Origin of the sequence: Microbacterium sp., from assembly GCF_036566905.1 — a bacterium.
GTDB lineage: Bacteria > Actinomycetota > Actinomycetes > Actinomycetales > Microbacteriaceae > Microbacterium.
Window position 1 is genome coordinate 1 of the sequence record NZ_DATCVK010000083.1, and the last position, 17,329, is coordinate 17,329.

11 protein-coding genes are annotated in these 17,329 nt (G+C 72.5%); 6 read left to right on the forward strand and 5 right to left on the reverse strand.

What is annotated here, in order from left to right; translation table 11 throughout:
- On the reverse strand, nucleotides 1-1,451 hold a 1,451-nt coding region (locus VIP82_RS06555; protein WP_331906853.1), incomplete at its 3' end, for a DEAD/DEAH box helicase.
- A gap of 212 nt (nucleotides 1,452-1,663) precedes the next feature.
- Between VIP82_RS06555 and VIP82_RS06560 the strand changes: the two genes are divergently transcribed.
- A complete protein-coding gene (locus VIP82_RS06560; protein WP_331906855.1) occupies nucleotides 1,664-2,377 on the forward strand; it encodes a ferritin-like fold-containing protein in 714 nt (237 codons plus the stop codon).
- A gap of 81 nt (nucleotides 2,378-2,458) precedes the next feature.
- On the opposite strand, the gene VIP82_RS06565 is transcribed toward VIP82_RS06560, so the two are convergent.
- Both VIP82_RS06565 and VIP82_RS06570 read right to left on the reverse strand, forming a co-directional pair.
- Nucleotides 2,459-2,749 (reverse strand): hypothetical protein, encoded by a 291-nt coding sequence (locus tag VIP82_RS06565; protein ID WP_331906857.1) that lies wholly within the window; start codon nucleotides 2,747-2,749, stop codon nucleotides 2,459-2,461.
- Nucleotides 2,750-2,762: 13 nt separating this feature from the next.
- Nucleotides 2,763-2,987 (reverse strand): DUF3107 domain-containing protein, encoded by a 225-nt coding sequence (locus VIP82_RS06570; RefSeq protein WP_045296833.1) that lies wholly within the window; start codon nucleotides 2,985-2,987, stop codon nucleotides 2,763-2,765.
- Nucleotides 2,988-3,145: 158 nt separating this feature from the next.
- Between VIP82_RS06570 and VIP82_RS06575 the strand changes: the two genes are divergently transcribed.
- Both VIP82_RS06575 and VIP82_RS06580 read left to right on the forward strand, forming a co-directional pair.
- Nucleotides 3,146-6,403, forward strand: a complete 3,258-nt coding sequence (locus tag VIP82_RS06575) for an ATP-dependent helicase (RefSeq protein ID WP_331906859.1) — start codon at nucleotides 3,146-3,148, stop codon at nucleotides 6,401-6,403.
- 29 nt (nucleotides 6,404-6,432) lie between these two features.
- On the forward strand, nucleotides 6,433-9,765 hold the full coding sequence (locus tag VIP82_RS06580; protein ID WP_331906871.1) for an ATP-dependent DNA helicase: 3,333 nt from the start codon (nucleotides 6,433-6,435) through the stop codon (nucleotides 9,763-9,765).
- 127 nt (nucleotides 9,766-9,892) lie between these two features.
- Here the strand turns inward: VIP82_RS06580 and VIP82_RS06585 are convergent, their stop codons facing one another.
- The gene (locus tag VIP82_RS06585; protein WP_331906861.1) at nucleotides 9,893-11,257 is read right to left on the reverse strand and encodes a phosphotransferase; all 1,365 of its coding nucleotides are present in this window, start codon (nucleotides 11,255-11,257) and stop codon (nucleotides 9,893-9,895) included.
- A gap of 77 nt (nucleotides 11,258-11,334) precedes the next feature.
- Between VIP82_RS06585 and nudC the strand changes: the two genes are divergently transcribed.
- Nucleotides 11,335-12,249, forward strand: coding sequence for an NAD(+) diphosphatase (gene nudC / locus VIP82_RS06590; RefSeq protein WP_331906863.1), 915 nt, complete (start codon nucleotides 11,335-11,337; stop codon nucleotides 12,247-12,249).
- Nucleotides 12,246-14,027, forward strand: coding sequence for an ATP-dependent helicase (locus VIP82_RS06595; RefSeq protein WP_331906865.1), 1,782 nt, complete (start codon nucleotides 12,246-12,248; stop codon nucleotides 14,025-14,027). Before nudC ends, VIP82_RS06595 begins: the two co-directional genes overlap by 4 nt.
- A gap of 776 nt (nucleotides 14,028-14,803) precedes the next feature.
- Here the strand turns inward: VIP82_RS06595 and VIP82_RS06600 are convergent.
- The gene (locus tag VIP82_RS06600; protein WP_331906867.1) at nucleotides 14,804-16,249 is read right to left on the reverse strand and encodes a zinc-dependent metalloprotease; all 1,446 of its coding nucleotides are present in this window, start codon (nucleotides 16,247-16,249) and stop codon (nucleotides 14,804-14,806) included.
- 144 nt (nucleotides 16,250-16,393) lie between these two features.
- Between VIP82_RS06600 and VIP82_RS06605 the strand changes: the two genes are divergently transcribed.
- On the forward strand, nucleotides 16,394-17,329 hold a 936-nt coding region (locus tag VIP82_RS06605), incomplete at its 3' end, for a YlbL family protein (RefSeq protein ID WP_331906869.1).

The following is a 17,329-nucleotide window of genomic DNA, read 5'->3' on the forward strand; positions in this document are numbered from 1 at the left end:
GGCTTTCCGTCGTGGTGCTCCTTGCCGCCGCCGTCGTGGGTCCCGCCGCCGTCGTTGGATCGGTCGCCGTCGGTCGACGGCCCGCTGTGCCCCGCCGAGGCGGATGCGCCGGCGTCGGCGGGCTCGAAGGTCGATCCCACGCGCTCGGAGTCGCCCCCGCGGCGCCGGCGGCGCCGGCGGCCCGGAGCCTCGCCGTTGGTCTCGACCTCGGCCGCGGCATCCGCTGCCCGTTCGGGCTGCACGCGGACGGCCTGGGTCTTCGGGGCGGTCACGATGCGCCCCTTCGTGCCGGCCGGGATGTCGAGATCGCTGAACAGGTGCGGGCTGGAGGAGTACGTCTCGACGGGCTCCGGCTGCCCGAACTCGAGCGCCCGGTTGATGAGGGCCCACTTGTGCAGGTCCTCCCAGTCGACGAACGTGACCGCGATGCCGGTCTTGCCCGCGCGGCCGGTGCGACCTGCGCGGTGCAGGTACGTCTTCTCGTCGTCGGGGATCGTGTGGTTGATGACGTGGGTGACGTCGTCGACGTCGATGCCGCGCGCGGCGACGTCGGTGGCGATCAGCACGTCCTTCTTGCCGGCCTTGAAGGCGGCCATCGAGCGCTCGCGCGCCTCCTGGCTCATGTCGCCGTGCACCGACGCGGTGTTGAAGCCACGGTCGCCGAGCTCGTCGGACAGCCGCTGCGCGGCGCGCTTGGTGCGCGTGAAGATCACGGTCTTGCCGCGGCCGTCCGCCTGCAGGATGCGGGCGATGACCTCGTCCTTGTCGAGCGAGTGCGCGCGGTAGACGAGGTGGTTGATGTTCGCCTGCGTGAGGCCCTCGTCGGGATCGGTCGCACGGATGTGGATCGGGTTCGACATGAACCGGCGGGCGAGGGCGACGATCGGGCCGGGCATCGTTGCCGAGAAGAGCTGCGTGTGACGGATCGCCGGCACCTTCGAGAAGATCTTCTCGATGTCAGGCAGGAACCCGAGGTCGAGCATCTTGTCGGCCTCGTCGAGCACGACCTCGGTCGCGTGCGAGAGGTCGAGCAGCCGCTGGTTGTTGAGGTCGATCAGGCGGCCAGGGGTGCCGACGACGATCTGGGCGCCGGCCTTGAGCTGATCGATCTGGCCCTCGTAGGCCTTGCCGCCGTAGATGGCGACCACGCTGGTCGGGCGCCCCGACGTGAGCATGTCCATGTCTTCGTAGACCTGCACGCACAGCTCGCGCGTCGGCACCACGATGAGCGCCTTGACGCCGGGCGCCGGGGTCGGACCGAGCCGCTGGACGACCGGGATGCCGAAGCCGAAGGTCTTGCCGGTGCCGGTCTTGGCCTGGCCGATGATGTCCTGGCCGGGGAGGCCGAGGGGGATGGTCTGCTCTTGGATGGGGAAGGCGTCGACGATGCCCTTTGCGGAGAGCGCCTCGACGATGTCCTGATCAACGCCGAGTTCGGCGAAGGTCGTCACGATGTGTGCCTGTCCGGCAGTGAGATGCTGCCTGGGTTCTTGCCCGGGCGCGGTTCCGGCCTCGTCGAGGTCGCCGCGCGGGCGGAAGTGCGATCCACGCCCTTCTCTCCCACAGGCGCGGGCGCCCCGATCCGACGCCGGGGACGTCACCCACGATACCGGAGGTATCCGGCGTGAACACGTAGAGGGCGCCGCCTCGTAGGCTTTCGTGCATGGTGAAGTGGTTCTGGGAGCGGCGGGAGACCGGCCGCAAGCTGCAGCTGCGCTCGCGTGACGAGCTGGGCGGCGGCAATCGTGTGGACTTCGAGGAGCTCGCCCCCGACATCGACACGTTCCTCGGTCAGGCCGCCTATCTGCAGCTGGGCTTCTTCGAGACCCTCACCGAGCTGATCCAGACCACTCCCGAGCTCGGAGAGAAGGAGGCGGTCTCGCGCGCCGCCGGTGCCGCCCTCACCAAGCACGAGGCACTGGTCGCGCTGATCCGGGAGCGCGGCGACGACCCGACCGAGATCATGCGGCCGTTCCGCGAGCCGCTCGACGGCTTCCGCGCGGCGACCCACGGGGTGCGTTCGCAGGAGACGATGCTGTCGGTGCACATCACCGCGGGCATGCTCGACGACTTCTACCTTGCGCTGTCGGCGAGCTACGGCGAGACCGGGGACCGCGTCGCCCGCATCCTCCAGGCAGACGACGACCGGCAGGCCATCGTGGAGCTGATCACCGAGACCATCGCGAGCGACCCCGAGTGGAAGTCGCTGCTGGCCCTGTGGGGCCGCCGGCTCGTCGGCGACACCTTGCTGATCGCGCGCGCCGCCCTGCGGCCGCTGTCACTGGGTCGTGCCGAGGAGCAGAAGGTCGAGCCCGTCTTCACCGAGCTCATGGCCGCGCACTCGCGCCGTATGGACGCGATGGGGCTGGCCGCCTGAACCTCTGGTGACAGGCCGCGGGACTGCTGGGGCGTTCTCCCGCGGTCGCGGTCGGTCCGATGTCGGCAGCGCTGCTCCAGGTCAGCCGATGCCGAGGCGGGTCTTCTCCCGCGCGTCGTGGGCGACGCGGAGGCGGGAGATCGCGACGATCGCCGGGTAGGTGACCACGATCGGCACGATCAGAGCCGCGAGCCACGGCCACGGGGTGTCGATGCCGACCCCCACCCACGTCAGGATCGCCCACGCGAGGCCGGCCGAGACGGCGCCGATCATCGGCGCCAGCACGACACCGCGCGTGAGGCGCTGGTGCAGCTGGAAGTGGATGCCGAGGCCGACGGCCGCGCCGACGATGAAGGCGATGAGGATCTGCACGTCGCGGGTCCGCTCAGGCCACGAAGCCGACGCGGCGGGACTCCTCGGAGCCGAGCTCGATGTACGCCAGGCCGGCGGTGGGGACGATGTACGAGTTGCCCTTGGCGTCGGCGAACGTCACGTGCGTCGCGCCGGCGTCGAGCGCCGCGGCGACGGACTTCTTCACGTCGGCCGCCGGCTCGTTCGTCTCGAAGTTGAGCTCGCGGCCGGTGTTCGCGATGCCGATGCGGATCTCCACGTGACTGACCTCCTGCGCGGGGCGACGGTGTACTAGCCGAAAGGCTGAGGGCTCCCCGGACGCATGGCAACTCTACGACACCGCGGAGGGGCATCCGCCCGCCCTGGAAACGCTCTGGGCGAACGGCCGATGTCGGCCGGCCGCGCTACCGTCGAAGGGTGAACTCGGGGAGCCAGCAGCGCGCGACATACGCGCCGGACGCGCCGCAGCGGTCCGTGCTGGTCCTCCCCGTCGAGGCATCGGGTGTCGTCGTCGGCGCCCCTGGAACGGGCAAGACCGAGACGCTGGTCGCCCGGGTGGCGGCACTCGTCGAGGCCGGCGTCGACCCCGACACCGTGCTCGTGCTCACCCCCTCCCGCCAGACCGCGACCGCCCTGCGCGACCGGCTCGGGCTCGCCGTCGAGGTGGCGACGACCGGTCCGCTCGCACGTTCGGTCGCGTCGTACGCGTTCCAGATCGTGCGGGCGCACGCGGTGGCCGTCGACGCCGACCCGCCGCAGCTTCTCACCGGTGGCGACGAGGACCAGATCATCCGCGATCTCCTCGAAGGCGACGAGGAGGACGAGGCGGCCGGGGCGGTGCGCTGGCCGGACTGGCTCGGCGCCGCGATCCGCGGCACCGCCGGCTTCCGCACGGAGGTGCGCACCTTCCTCGCCGAATGCACCACGCTCGGCATCGCGCCCCAGCGCCTGCGCGAGCTGGGCGAGCGCCACGAGCTGCCCGCCTGGGTCGCGCTCTCCTCGTTCTTCGCCGAATACCTGCAGGTGCGAGACGGCATGCGCGGCGCGCATCGGGATGCCGCGGGACTCGTCCGCGAGGCGGTCGGCCTGCTGCGCACCGCGCCGGCCGGCAGTCCGGCGGTCGACCGGGTGAGGGTCGTCCTCGTCGACGACGCACAGGAGCTGACGCTCGGCGGTGTCGAACTGCTGGAGGCCGTGCGCGCCCGCGGTGCCGCGGTGCTCGCGTTCGGCGATCCCGATGTGGGCTCCGGCTCGTTTCGCGGCGCGACACCCGAGAACTTCGCGAGACTGGCGGCGTCGCTCGGCACGGTGCACGTGCTCGCCGGCGGACATCGCGGCACGGTGTGGCAGCGCGAGCTCGTGGGGCGGGTGACCCAGCGCATCGGCGCCGTCGGCGTGGTCGCGCATCGCGGTGCCGCCGCCCACGCCGAGCCCGACGCGTCGGTGCGGGTGCTCACCCTGAACTCGACCGCCGAAGAGTACGACGCGGTCGCCCGCGTGCTGCGCGAGCGTCACGTGCACGACGGCGTGCCGTGGCGGGAGTGCGCGGTGATCGCCCACGACACGCGGCAGGTGGCTGCGCTCGAGGCCGAGCTGTCGGCCAGGGAGGTGCCCGCGCGCTCGAGCGGCCCGGGCAGGGCGCTCGGCGCGGTGCGGCCCGTGGCAGACCTGCTGCGGCTCGTGGAACTCTCCTCCCGTGACGACTGGACGTTCGAGGACGTGTCGACGGCCCTGGTCGGCACGTACGGGCGGCTCGACGTGATCGAGCTTCGCCGGCTCCGCTCGGCCCTGCGCCATGCCGAGCTGCGCCGCGTGCTCGAGACGGGCCCGGAGGACGCGGAGGACGCGCAGGTGGCGGAGCGCTCGGGGCGCGACCTGGTGCTGTCGGCGATGCGACAGCCGCTGGAGTTCGACCTGCTCGACACGCGCGAGGCGCGCCGCGCGGGCTCGCTGGCGCGCACCCTCCAGGCGCTGCGCGACGACCTCGAGCGCGGCGCGACCGCCCACGAGCTGCTCTGGACCGCGTGGGACCGCAGCGGGCTCGCGCGATCCTGGGCGGAGCTCGCACGCGGAAACGGTCCTCTCGCGGAGCAGGCCCATCGCGACCTCGACGCCGTGGTCGCGCTGTTCCAGGCCGGGAAGCGTTTCGTGGAGCGCTCGCTCGACGCCGATCCGCGCGTGTTCGTGCGGTCGATCCTCGACAGCGGCGTCGCGGAGGACCGCCTGGAGGCTCCGACGCGCGACGACAGCGTCCGCATCATGACGCCGGCCGGCGCCCTGGGCCTGGAATTCGACACCGTCGTCGTCGCCGGTGTGCAGGACGGCGTGTGGCCCAACACCCGCCTGCGGGGGAGCCTGCTCGACACCTGGCGACTGGCGGATGCCGCCACGCGCTCCGACGGCGAGACGCTGGGCGCCTTCGACCGTCGCCGCGCGGCGATGCACGACGAGCTGCGGCTGCTCGCGCGCGCTCTGTCGCGCGCCACCGCCCAGCTGATCGTGACCGCCGTGGACGACGACGACACCGGCCCGAGCGTCTTCTTCGAGCTGCTGCCCGACCCCGAGCCGCTGGAGCTCGACCACCCGGTGTCGCTGCGTGGACTCGTGGCGCGGCACCGGCGGACGCTCACCCAGCAGGGATCGCGGGTGCTCACGGCGGCCGGGCCGCGTCCGAGCACGGCACCGGCGGGTCCGTGGGCGACCTCCGCGGCACGCGCCGCCGAGCAGCTCGCCCTGTTGGCGGATGCCGGAGTTCCGGGTGCCGCTCCGCGCGAGTGGTACGGCGTCTCCGGTCCGACCTCGACCGGCCCCCTCCGGGACCTGTCACGAGAGGACGTACGCGTCTCGCCGTCGCGCCTGCACGCTCTCGAGGAGTGCGAGCTGAACTGGGTCATCGGGGATCTCGGCGGCGACCCGGGCGGGACGACCGCGGGCCTCGGCACGATTATCCACGCGGCGCTCGAGCACGCTGCGGGTCACGACGAAGCGGCTCTCTGGGCCGAGGTCGAGGCGCGGTGGGGCGAGCTGACGTTCGAGGCCGCGTGGCGGGACCGCGCCGAGCAGACACGCGCGCGGGACCTGGTGCGGCGCCTGCACCTGTATCTTCGTCGCTTCGAGGACGCCGGCGGCACGCTGATCGGGGCCGAGCCTCACTTCGAGGTGCACATACCGCTGCTCGACGGCGAGGTCGCACAGGGCCTGGATGCGACGCCTCCCGATCTCGCACCCGACGGCAGCGGCGCCGACGGCCATCGCGTGATCCTGTCGGGATACATCGATCGCGTCGAGCTCACACCGGAGGGGACCGTGGTCATCATGGATCTCAAGACGGGCAAGCGGGAGCCGCAGACCGATGCCAAGGTGCTCGACAATCCGCAGCTCGCGGCGTACCAGCTGGCGTTCGAGTCCGGCGCGATCGCCGAGGCGAACGGACACCCCGCCGGCGGCGCGAAGCTTCTCGTCCTCCGCCCGACAGCGACGAAGTCCGACTATGCGGCGCCGTGGCAGCCTCCCTTCGACGACGAGCGCAGGGACGCGTTCCTCGGCCGCATCCGCACGGCCGTGGCGGTCATGCGCGGGCAGAGCTTCACCGCACCCTACGAGGAGCACTGCCGCGACGAGCACTCCTACGGGCTGTGCCGCATCCACACGGTGGGCGCGGTGAGCGCCTCGTGACGGTCGTGCAGGGTGTTTCCACGCAGCCGATGCTCGCGGACCCCGGCGCACCAGCGCCGCTGCTGTCGGCACGGGTCATCGCGGCCGCGCTCGGCCAGTTCCCCCCGACGGACGAGCAGACCGCGGTCATCGAGGCGCCGCTGGCGCCGGCTCTCGTCGTCGCGGGTGCCGGCAGCGGAAAGACCGAGACGATGGCGGCGCGGGTCGTGTGGCTGGTGGCGAACGGCATCGTGCGCCGCGACGAGGTGCTCGGCCTGACCTTCACCCGTAAGGCGGCCGGCGAATTGGCCGAGCGCATCCAGAAGCGTCTCGCGCGGCTGGCCGAGTTCGAGCGCCGCGGACTGCTTCCTGCGCTGCCGGGCCTGGCCGAGGCCGGAGCCCTTGCCCCGTTCGGCGAGCTGGAGCGGTCCGGAGCCGATGGCGCTCGCGCGACCGCCGAGCGCCAGCGGCTGCTCGATGCGCTCGCGCATGCGGTGGACGCGACCCCCCAGGATTCCGCCGACGACGCGCTTCTTCACCGACCGACGGTGGCGACGTACAACAGCTTCGCCGACCAGATCGTCCGCGAGCACGCCCTACGGATCGGGCGGGATGCCGAGGCCGCGGTCCTCTCGGAGTCGGCGGCATGGCTGCTCATGCGTCGCGTCGTCTTCGCCTCCGACGATCCGCGGCTCGAGGCGCGTGGCGAGGCGGTCCGCTCCATCGTCGACGCGGCGCTGCGGATCGCGCGCGACGGCGTCGACAATCTCGTCGACTTCGACGCCCTCGCGGCATTCCCCGAGCGCTTCCGCACGGTCCGCGAGCTGCCGTCGACCAACCGGCGGACGACCGTCTACGCCGACGTCGCCGATGCGGTGGAACGGGTCGACGCCCTGGCGCTCCTGACCGCTCTCGCCCGGGAGTACGCCGCCGAGAAGCTGCGGCTCGGGGTCATCGACTTCTCCGACCAGGTCGCCGGCGCGCTCGAAGTCGTCGGCAGTCATCCCGCGGTGGCAGACGACCTGCGCGACCGCTACCGGGTGGTCCTTCTCGACGAGTACCAGGACACGTCGGTGGCGCAGACCGACCTGCTGGCAGCCCTCTTCGCGGGCACCGGCGTGATGGCCGTCGGCGATCCGCATCAGGCGATCTACGGCTGGCGCGGTGCGAGTGCCGGCAACCTCGGCGGCTTCGCCGACGCGTTCTCCCCGGGCTCGCCCTGCGCGCGGTACGCGCTCCTCACGAGCTGGCGCAACAGTGCGTCCGTGCTGACGGCGGCCAACGCGGTGCTCGCGCCCCTCGCGGCATCCGCCGGAACGGTCGCCGTCGAAGAACTGCGCGCTCGACCAGGCGCCCCGGCGGGCGTCGTCGAGCTGGGCTTCGACGCCGACCTAGACACCGAGGCCGACCGCGTCGCGGAATGGTTCGCGCGGGTGCGCGCGGAGCGCGCGCAGGACGGCCGGTCGACGACCGGCGCCATCCTCTTCCGCAGCAAGAAGCACATGGTCCGGTTCGGCGACGCGCTCGGGCGGCGCGGCATCCCGCACCGCATCCTCGGCCTCGGCGGACTGCTCTCCACACCCGAGGTGGTCGACGTCGTCTGCGCCCTGCGCGTGATCAGCGATCCGTCCGCGGGCTCGGCGCTCATCCGCCTTCTGTCGGGTCCGCGCTGGTCGATCGGCCTGCCGGATCTGCGGGAGCTGGCGGCCCTCTCCCGACGCCTCGCGCGGCACGACACCGCCCTCCAGCCGCTCGCCCCCGAGGTCGTCGAGCGCATCCGGGGCAGTGCCGGCGACGACGACGGTTCGCTCGTCGACGCGCTCGACTTCGTGCTGCGACAGAAGCCCGACCACAGCTGGCTGTCCGGATTCACGCCCGAGGCCCGCGAGCGGCTGCGCGACGCCGCATCCGTCTTCGCCGGGCTCCGACAGGCGAGCGGGATGCCGATCCCCGAACTCGTGCGGCTGATCGAACTGGAGCTGCGCCTGGACATCGAGCTCGCCGCGAACGAGACGCGAGGTCCCGCGCGCATCGCGTCGGCTCAGCTGCGGGCGTTCGTCGACGAAGTGCACGCGTTCCTCGCCGCGGACGAGACCGGTTCACTCTCCAGCCTTCTCGCCTGGCTCGACCACGCCGAGCAGCTCGACGAGTTCGCGCCTCGCACCGAGCCCCCCGAGGACGACGTCGTGCAGCTCCTGACCATCCATGGGTCCAAGGGCCTCGAGTGGGATGCCGTCGCGGTTGTGCGCCTCGTGAAGGACGAGCTGCCGAGCGCGCCGCGCGACACGAAGGCCTGGCTGGGCTTCGGCGTGCTGCCCTACGCGTTCCGCGGGGACTCGGCATGGCTGCCGGCCCTGGGCTGGCAGTCCGCTCAGACGCAGCAGGAGCTCAAGGAGGCGATCGACGGGTTCGTCGAGGCGAACCGGGGCCGGCAGCTCGAGGAGGACCGACGGCTCGCCTATGTCGCGGTGACCCGCGCCCGTGACCACCTGCTCCTCACCGGCGGGACGTGGTCGGGCACCAAGCGCCCGCGCACGCGCAGCGTGTTCTTCACCGAGATCGCTGAGGCGCTCGGCGTGGCGCTGCCGGATGACGAGGCCGGGGATGATCCGTACCAGGGGGAGCGCCGGGTGCTGCAGTGGCCGATCGATCCGCTCGGTGGCCGCCGGGCGGCGGTCGAGGATGCGGCCCGCGCCGTCGAGGCCGCCTCGGCCGCGCCGCGCGGCGAGCTCGACCCGCAGGCGGCGCTGCTCCTCGCCGAGCGCGACGCCCGCCGCGCGCGACCGGTGCACACCGCGCCCACCCGCATCGCGGCATCCCGGTACAAGGAGTATGTGGCCGACCTCGAAGGAACGCTGGCGGGCATCGCGCGGCCCATGCCGGAACGTCCCTTCCGGCAGACCCGGCTCGGCACGCTCTTCCACGCCTGGGTCGAGCAGCGGTCCGGACGCGCCGGTCTCGGCGGCTCCCTCGACGACGCACTGTGGGAGACCGACGAAGAGGTCCCCGGCACCGAGGCATCCGTCGAGGACGCCGCAGCGCTGGCGGCTCTGCGCGAGCGGTTCCTCGCGTCGGAATGGGCGTCGCGGCAGCCGATCGAGGTCGAGACCGAGATCGACTTCACGACGATCGGGCCGGACGGGCTGCCGCACATCGTCATCTGCAAGCTCGACGCGGTGTACCGGCGCGAAGACCGCGGTGGCCGCGTCGAGATCGTCGACTGGAAGACGGGCGTCGCGCCGCGAACGCCGGCCGAGAAGGACGAGCGGATGCTGCAGCTCGAGCTCTACCGTCAGGCCTACCACGCCAAGCACGGCGTCCCGCTCGACGAGATCGACGTCACGCTCTACTACGTCGCGGAGGACGTGATCCTTCGAGGCTGACGCCGGGACGGCGGGCCGAGTCCGTCGCCGCGGTGCGGGCGCGTGGCGTCGCTGTCGCGGAGCGCGGCACCTCGGCGTCGCGGCGCAGTTCGAACGGCGGCGACCGTCGCGTCGGGCGACGTCGAGGTCAGTCGGCTCGCCAGCGGCGCAGCGCCGCCTCGGAGGCGCGTTCCGCCTCGGCCGCGGCATCCGTCCCCGTCTCATCGTCGTGCGTCTTCGGTGCAGGGAACGGCGCGGGCGCCAGATGCGGCAGCGCGATGGGTGCCGTGGAGACGTCGTCGGGGGGATGGACCCCCGCCGCCGATGCGGTGGCGGGGCCGCGGTCGGTCTCGTGGACCACGTCGCGGAAGGCGGCGAGGTCGGCTTCGGTGAGCTCCTCGGTGTCGAAGCGTGCCGCGTTCTCCCGGACCGGGCCGGTGTCGGCCGCTTCGTCGGCCACCCACTGCGCGAGCTCTTCGGGATCGTACGCGTCGGTGTGCATCGAGGTGTCGACCGTCGACGGCGTCGCGTCGGGGGTGCGCTCGAGGAGGGCGATGGCGTCGTCGACGCCGAGAGCGGCATCCGACACGATGTCGTCTCCCGTCACACCTGCGGCCAGCGATTCCAGGAGTTCGACGGCATCGGCGACGATGTCGTCGCGGTCCACGTCATGACCGTGCACCAGCCATTTCGCGAACTCGAGCTCCGCGTACAGGCGCGAGCGCTCGCGGGCACGGGCGTCGGGGGCGCGACCGCTGCCGGCCACATAGGCGGCGTACACGTCGTCCGCCGCCTCGGGCGCGGACGCCAGCCACTGCAGGTCCGTCGCCGGGTCGCCGATCGACAGGCCGTGCCATTCGAGCAGACCGGTGACGGTCGGCACGCCGTCGAGGTCCTCGAACAGGAACGAGGCCGCACCCGCGCCGCCGAGGACGACGGCGGATTCGAAGCGCCAGAGCTCGTCGGCGTCGGCCGCACGGTGCCAGCGACGCGCGAGACTCACCGGGAGCCGGCGGGTGGCGACCGCGCGTTCGATGAGGCGGGTGACATCGGCGCGGACCTGGGGCGGCGTGCGGGCAGGCAGCCCCTCGCCTTTGACGATGGACTGCGGCAGTGCGTGGAGGGCGGCGAGCGCGGCACCCAGCGAGGTGGCGGCACCGCGGCCGGCCGGCAGGTGCGCGGCATCGACCCGGTAGCCGGGAAGGAAGTCGACGACCACGACGCGCGTGTCGCCGAGTCCGGCCTCGCCGAGCAGCTCCGGCGCGCGGAAGGGGAGGAGACCGCGTACGCCCGGGGTCAGCGCGCGCAGCGCGCGCACCTCGGCGGCGAGCTCCGATCCCGCCGACGGGTCGGCGGGAACCCGCACGACGACGCGCCGGCCGTCGTCCAGGTCGGCGACCGCGGCGTCGTAGCGACCGGTCGATCCCTCGGTGAGGGCTCCGACCCCGACGACGCCGACCCGAGGCAGAGCCGACGTGACCGACGCGGCTAGAGTGAGGGGTGAGCGTGCCATGTGCCCAGGGTAGGTCGGTCGCGCTCGTCCGTCCCCGCGCCACGCCCGGCCCTGAACGACGAAGCGGAGCATGTTCGATGACGGCGCCTGACAGCACGAGCCTTCCTCCGCTGGCACGCCCGGGCCTTGACCGCGCGGCCGAGGAGCGACTCACTCCCGGCCTCGTCGATGCACTGAAGACGGATGCCGCGACGCGCGTGCTCGTGATCGCGGGGGACTCCGCCCCGCTGGCAACCCCCGACGCACTGCTGTGGCGGGGGCCCGCGGAAGTGCCTGACGGCGCTGAGTGGGCCTTCCTCGGGCGGCACGACGACTGTGGCGCTCTGCTGGCGGCGGTGTTCCCGACGCAGGACGACGAACTCTTCTCCGCGCCGGCGGGCTGGGCGGGTCTGCGCTCAGCCGGGGCGGCGCTCACGCCCACGGAGGCGGGCGCCTTCGTCGAGGCCCTGAGCCTCGGGCGGTGGCTGCTGGACGCCCCGTTCTGCCCGGCGTGCGGCCACCGGACGACCCTCGGCGACGCCGGCTGGTCGCGCCGGTGCCCGAACTGCGGGCGCCAGCACTTCCCGCGCACCGACCCTGCGGTGATCGTCGCCATCACGAGCGCCGAGGACCCCGACCTGCTGCTGCTGGGCTCCAACGCGCTGTGGGGCGCCGACCGGTTCTCGTGCTTCGCCGGCTTCGTCGAGGCAGGGGAGTCGCTCGAAGGCGCGGTGCGCCGCGAGGTGGCCGAGGAGTCCGGCGTGGAGGTAGGCGTGGTCACCTACCGCGGTTCGCAGGCGTGGCCGTATCCCCGTTCGCTCATGGTCGGCTTCCTCGCTGCCGCGCTCGACGACGGTGCGGCGGAGGCGGACGGCGACGAGATCGCAGCGGTGCGCTGGTTCACCCGCGAAGAGATCGGCCGGGCGCTCGCGGGTGAGGGCGACATCGTGCTGCCCGGTCGCGCCTCCATCGCGCATCGCCTGATCGCCGACTGGCACACGGAGCGCGCATGAGCGCCGATGTGCTCGCGGGGCTCGACGACAACCAGCGGGAGGCGGCCACCGCGCTGCGCGGGCCGGTCGTCGTGCTCGCCGGCGCCGGCACCGGCAAGACCCGCGTCATCACGCACCGCATCGCCCATGGCGTCGACACCGGCGCGTACTCGCCCGGACGCGTGATGGCGGTGACCTTCACGACCAAGGCGGCCGGCGAGATGCGTGGTCGGCTGCGGGCGATGGGCGTCGGCGGCGTCGCGGCGCGCACCTTCCACGCGGCGGCGCTCGCACAGCTCAACTTCTTCTGGCCGACGCTGGCCGGTGACAGCGCCCCGGGGATCATCGACAACAAGGTGCGTCTGCTCGCTCACGCGGCCGACAGCATCGGGCTCTCTCCCGACGTGGCGACGCTGCGCGACGTCGCGTCCGAGATCGAGTGGCGGAAGGTCTCGATGCTCAGCGTCGACGGCTACGTCGCGGCGCGGCCCAACGGCGTCGGACGGCTGGGCGTGGATCGGGTCGTCGCACTGCAGCACGCGTACGAGAAGCTCAAGGACGAGCGGCGGCAACTCGACTTCGAGGACGTCCTCCTCGCCTGTGCGGGCATGTTGGAAGCCGAGCCGCAGGTCGCCAAGGCCGTACGCGAGCAGTACCGCCACTTCACGGTGGACGAGTTCCAGGACGTCTCGCCGCTGCAGAATCGACTGCTCGAACTCTGGCTGGGGGACCGGCGCGACATCTGCGTCGTGGGCGATGCCAGCCAGACGATCTACTCGTTCGCCGGCGCCGATGCCTCGTTCCTCCTCGACTTCCCGTCGCGGTACGAGGGCGCCCGCGTCGTCCGGCTCGAGACGAACTACCGATCGGATACGCCGATCCTGGCGGTCGCCAACGAGCTGATGCGCGGACGCCCGGGAGCCCTCCACTTGACGGCGGCTGAACGGCGATCCACGGAGACCGGAGCGGATGAGCCTGTCCCCACAGTGACGGCGTTCGAGGACGACCGCTCCGAGGCTCGCGCCGTGGCCACGCGCATCGCCCAGCAGATCGCGGCCGGCGCCGACCCCGGCCACATCGCGGTGCTCTACCGCGCGCACGCGCAGTCGGCCGAGCTGGTGGCGGCGCTGGCCGACGCCGGCATCGCGACGAGCGTGCTGGGCGGGAGGCGCTTCTTCGACATGCCGGAGGTGCGGCAGGCGGTCATGGAGCTGCGAGCGGCGTCGGTCGCGCCGATCGAGAGCGGCTTCGTCGACACGGTGCGCGACATCCTGCGCTCCCGGGGTCTCACCGACGAGCCGCCCGAAGCCGGCGGTGCGCTGCGCGACGCGTGGGAGGCGCGTGCCGCCCTGCTGCGCCTGGCGCAGGAGGCGCCTTCGGGTACGACCCTGCGCGCGTTCACGGATGAGCTGACGGCTCGGGCGAAGGTCCATGACGAGCCGGCGATGCGCACAGTGACCCTGGCGACGCTGCACGCGGCGAAGGGTCTGGAATGGGACCACGTGCACCTCATCGGCGTCGCGGAGGGGCTGCTGCCCATCTCGTACGCGACGACCTTCGAGCAGGTCGACGAAGAGCGGCGGCTGGCGTACGTGGGCATCACGCGGGCTGGGCGAACGCTGTCTCTGACCTGGTCACGAGGCGTACGGGAGCGGCAGCCGTCGCGGTTCCTGCGAGAGATCGGCAGCGGCACTCTGCGTGCGGGCGGTGCGACCGGACGTTCCGGTGGAGCGAGCCGGCGCGCAGGGTCACCGACCGCGTCCGCGACGCCGAGGGGTTCCGCGCGCGCTCCGCGATGAGCCGCCCCGCCACGATCCCCGCCTCCCACAGCACCGCCGGCTCCGTCTCGACCGGGCGTCCGAGCAGCTGCGCCGCGACGGCCGGCCATGACGGATCGTCGTCGCGCCGCTGCGCGGCCACGCACGCGAGGCAGGCGGTGCGCCCCGGTTCCACGAAGGGGCCGATCTCCGCCCCCGAGCCGGTGAGCGCCACAGGCACATGGGCGATGTCGGCTCCCATCAGCGCCGCGGCCGCACCGGGCGCGACCAGGCGGTGCACCACGAACACCACGGCGGCGTCGTCGGTGCCGGCGCGGTCGACGGGGTCGAACCGGTGGGCGACGTCGACGTCGTAGCCCGCCGCCGAGATACCGGTGCCCACCGCATCGCGATGGTGATCGGGCACATCCGGCGCGCAGTGCAGCGCGACGCGGCGCCGGGCTGCGGCATCCGTCGTCAACGCACGTCGGATACGGGCGAGCAATCGGGCGGCCTCGGTGGCGTCAGGGGCGCCGAGCGCCTGCGCGAACGAGACGAACGCGCCGTCGGGGACACCGCGCTCGAGCTCGCGCAGCACCCGAAGCTGCCACGGCTCGGGATCGTCGAGGATCGCGACGGGCTCGGAGCCGAACTGGAGGGCGGTGTCGGTTCGCCACACCGGCGGATACGAGGGGTCGAGTCGGAGCATGCGCCCGATCCTGCCGCATGTGCTCTCGCCCTCGGCCGGTATCCACAGGCGCAGCCCGTGTCCAGCCGACTGTCCCGGTCTGGGGAGGAGCCTCCCCAGACCGGACGGGTCACACGGGTCGGTGATCGTCGGGAGCGCCGCTCCCGTCGTCCTCGCCCGGCTCGTCCTCCGGCGCGGGACCTTCGGACCCGCCCTCGGCTGTCGGCGCCACGGGCTCCTCGCCGGCGAGGAGACGGGCCAGAGCGTCGTCCATCTCGTCGCGCACCGGTTCCTCGCCCCGCGCCCGCGCCTCGAGGCGGGCCACGAGAGCCGCGGGGTCGTCGATATCGGAGGAGGCCGGCATGAGGTCGGGGTAGTCCCACAGCGCATCGCGCGCCGCCGGGCCCACGGCATCCGTCACCGCACGCCACATCGCCGCGGCCTCCCGCATGCGCCGCGGACGGATCTCGAGGCCGACGAGCGAGCCCAGCGCGCGTTCGGCGGGGCCGCCGACCGCGCGACGACGGCGCACCGCCTCGGCGATGCGCTGCGCGGCGGGCAGCCGCGACGTCGCATCCTCGGTGACGACCTCGACCCAGCCCTCGATGGTCGCGAGCAGGTTCTCGAGACGCGCGAGTGCGGCGTCCTGCGCCTCCGAGCGCGCCGGCAGCAGCGCGCCGCTCTCGATCGCCTTGCGGAGCTCCTCGGGCTCGGACGGGTCGAACCGCGTGGCGAGGTCCTCGAGAGCGTCGGTGTCGACGTGCACGCCGCGCGCGAAGTCGGTCACCTGCGAGATCACGTGCAGACGCAGCCACCGCGCGTGACGGAACAGGCGGGCATGCGCGAGCTCGCGCGTGGCCGCGTACAGCGCGAGCTGGTCGTCGGGCACTTCCAGATCGCGCCCGAAGTCGGCGAAGTTCTGGGGGAGGATGGCGGCCTCGCCGTCGGGCATGAGCGGGATGCCGACGTCGCCGCCGCTCACGACCTCCTTGGACAGGTTGCCGACGACCTGGCCGAGCTGCGACGCGAAGAGCGACCCGCCCACCGTCCGCATGAGGCGTCCCGCGCCCTGCACGAGCCCCTGCATGTCTTCGGGAGCCTGCTCGCTGAGCGCGGTGGTCAGCGCATCGGCGATGCTCGTGGCGACCGGTGCGGCAAGCTCCTCCCACACCGGCAGGGTGGCCTCCACCCAGGCGCCGCGCGTCAGCGTCACCGGGGGAGCGGGCAGCTCGGAGATCGTGGTCGCCTCGCTCAGCCACAGAGTCGCCAGCGAGAACGCCTGATCCAGGTCGGTGCGCTGGCCGGCGGTGACGCCCAGCCCCTCCTGGTTGGCGATGTGCAGCGCCTGGCGCTTCGCCATGTCCCACGAGATGCCGCTCTCGTCGGCGTTCTCGAACGCACCCTGCAGCTGGCGCATGACCGCCTGCATCATCGCGGGATCGATGTTCATGCCCGACAGCCGCGAGAGCTGCTCCGGGTCGAAATCGCCCGCGGAACCGCCGAACAACTGGCGGATGAGCTCCTGGAAGTCGTCCTCGGGGCTGGGCCCGTCGCCAGGAGTGTCGTCGTCTGCCACTTCAGCCGCCTTTCAGCCGGTCGATGACGTTGCGCTCTACGCTAGTCGCAGCATCCGTCGCACTCCCCGGCAGGGACCCCGAACGCCTTACGCCGGTCGCGAACGACCGGCACCCATCGACAAGGCACGGAAGAGAGGTCCCGCGTGGCCCTGTTCGACGAGAACACGACGATCGAGCCCACCACGCGAGAGCGGATGTCGCGCCGCACCGTCGCCGGAGTGTGGGCGCTCGCCGTCGCGATGGTGGTGCTCCTGATCATCACGTTCCTGCCGACCTCGTACGTCATCCAGCGGCCCGGGCCGGTCTACAACACCCTGGGCACCGCAGAGAACGCCGACGGCGAGGAGGTGCCGCTCATCTCGGTCGAGGGCGCGGAGACCTTCCCGACCGACGGCTCGCTCGACCTGCTCACCGTGCAGGTGCAGGGCAACCGCGAGCACACGCCGTCGTGGTTCGAGCTCGCGATGGCGTGGTTCGACCCCAGCCGGGCCGTCATGCCGATCGACTCCATCTTCCCCGCCGACCAGACCACCGAGGAGCGCAACGAGGAGAGCGCCCAGATGATGGTCGACTCCCAGCACGAGGCGACGGCGGCCGCGCTCACCGAGCTCGGCTACGACGTGGGCGCTCAGCTGTCGGTCTACTCGGTCATCGACGGGGCGGCCGCCGAGGGCATCCTCGAGGACGGCGACATCATCCTCGAGGCGGACGGCGAGGCGGTGACGGAGGTGTCGACCCTCCGCAGCGTCATCAACGACGGCGACGGCGCACCGGTGGAGCTCGTCATCGAGCGCGACGGCGAGCAGCAGACGGTTGAGGTGACGCCGAAGGAGCTCACTGATGAGAGCGGCGAGACGACGTGGGTGCTCGGGGTCAACCTCATCACCGATTACGACTTCCCGATCGACGTCACGATCCAGCTGAACAACGTCGGCGGGCCGAGCGCGGGAATGATGTTCGCGCTCGGCATCATCGACACCCTGACCCCCGACGAGCTGAACGGCGGCGAGCAGGTCGCCGGCACCGGGACGATCACGGCGGACGGCGAGGTCGGGCCGATCGGCGGCATCCGTCAGAAG

What these genes read in the sequence shown, in the direction of transcription:
- VIP82_RS06580 (WP_331906871.1), top strand. Translation starts at nt 6,433, where the DNA reads ATGCTCGCGGACCCCGGCGCACCAGCGCCGCTGCTGTCGGCACGGGTC.
- VIP82_RS06595 (WP_331906865.1), top strand. Translation starts at nt 12,246, where the DNA reads ATGAGCGCCGATGTGCTCGCGGGGCTCGACGACAACCAGCGGGAGGCG.
- VIP82_RS06585 (WP_331906861.1), bottom strand. Translation starts at nt 11,257, where the DNA reads ATGGCACGCTCACCCCTCACTCTAGCCGCGTCGGTCACGTCGGCTCTG.
- VIP82_RS06560 (WP_331906855.1), top strand. Translation starts at nt 1,664, where the DNA reads ATGGTGAAGTGGTTCTGGGAGCGGCGGGAGACCGGCCGCAAGCTGCAG.
- nudC (WP_331906863.1), top strand. Translation starts at nt 11,335, where the DNA reads ATGACGGCGCCTGACAGCACGAGCCTTCCTCCGCTGGCACGCCCGGGC.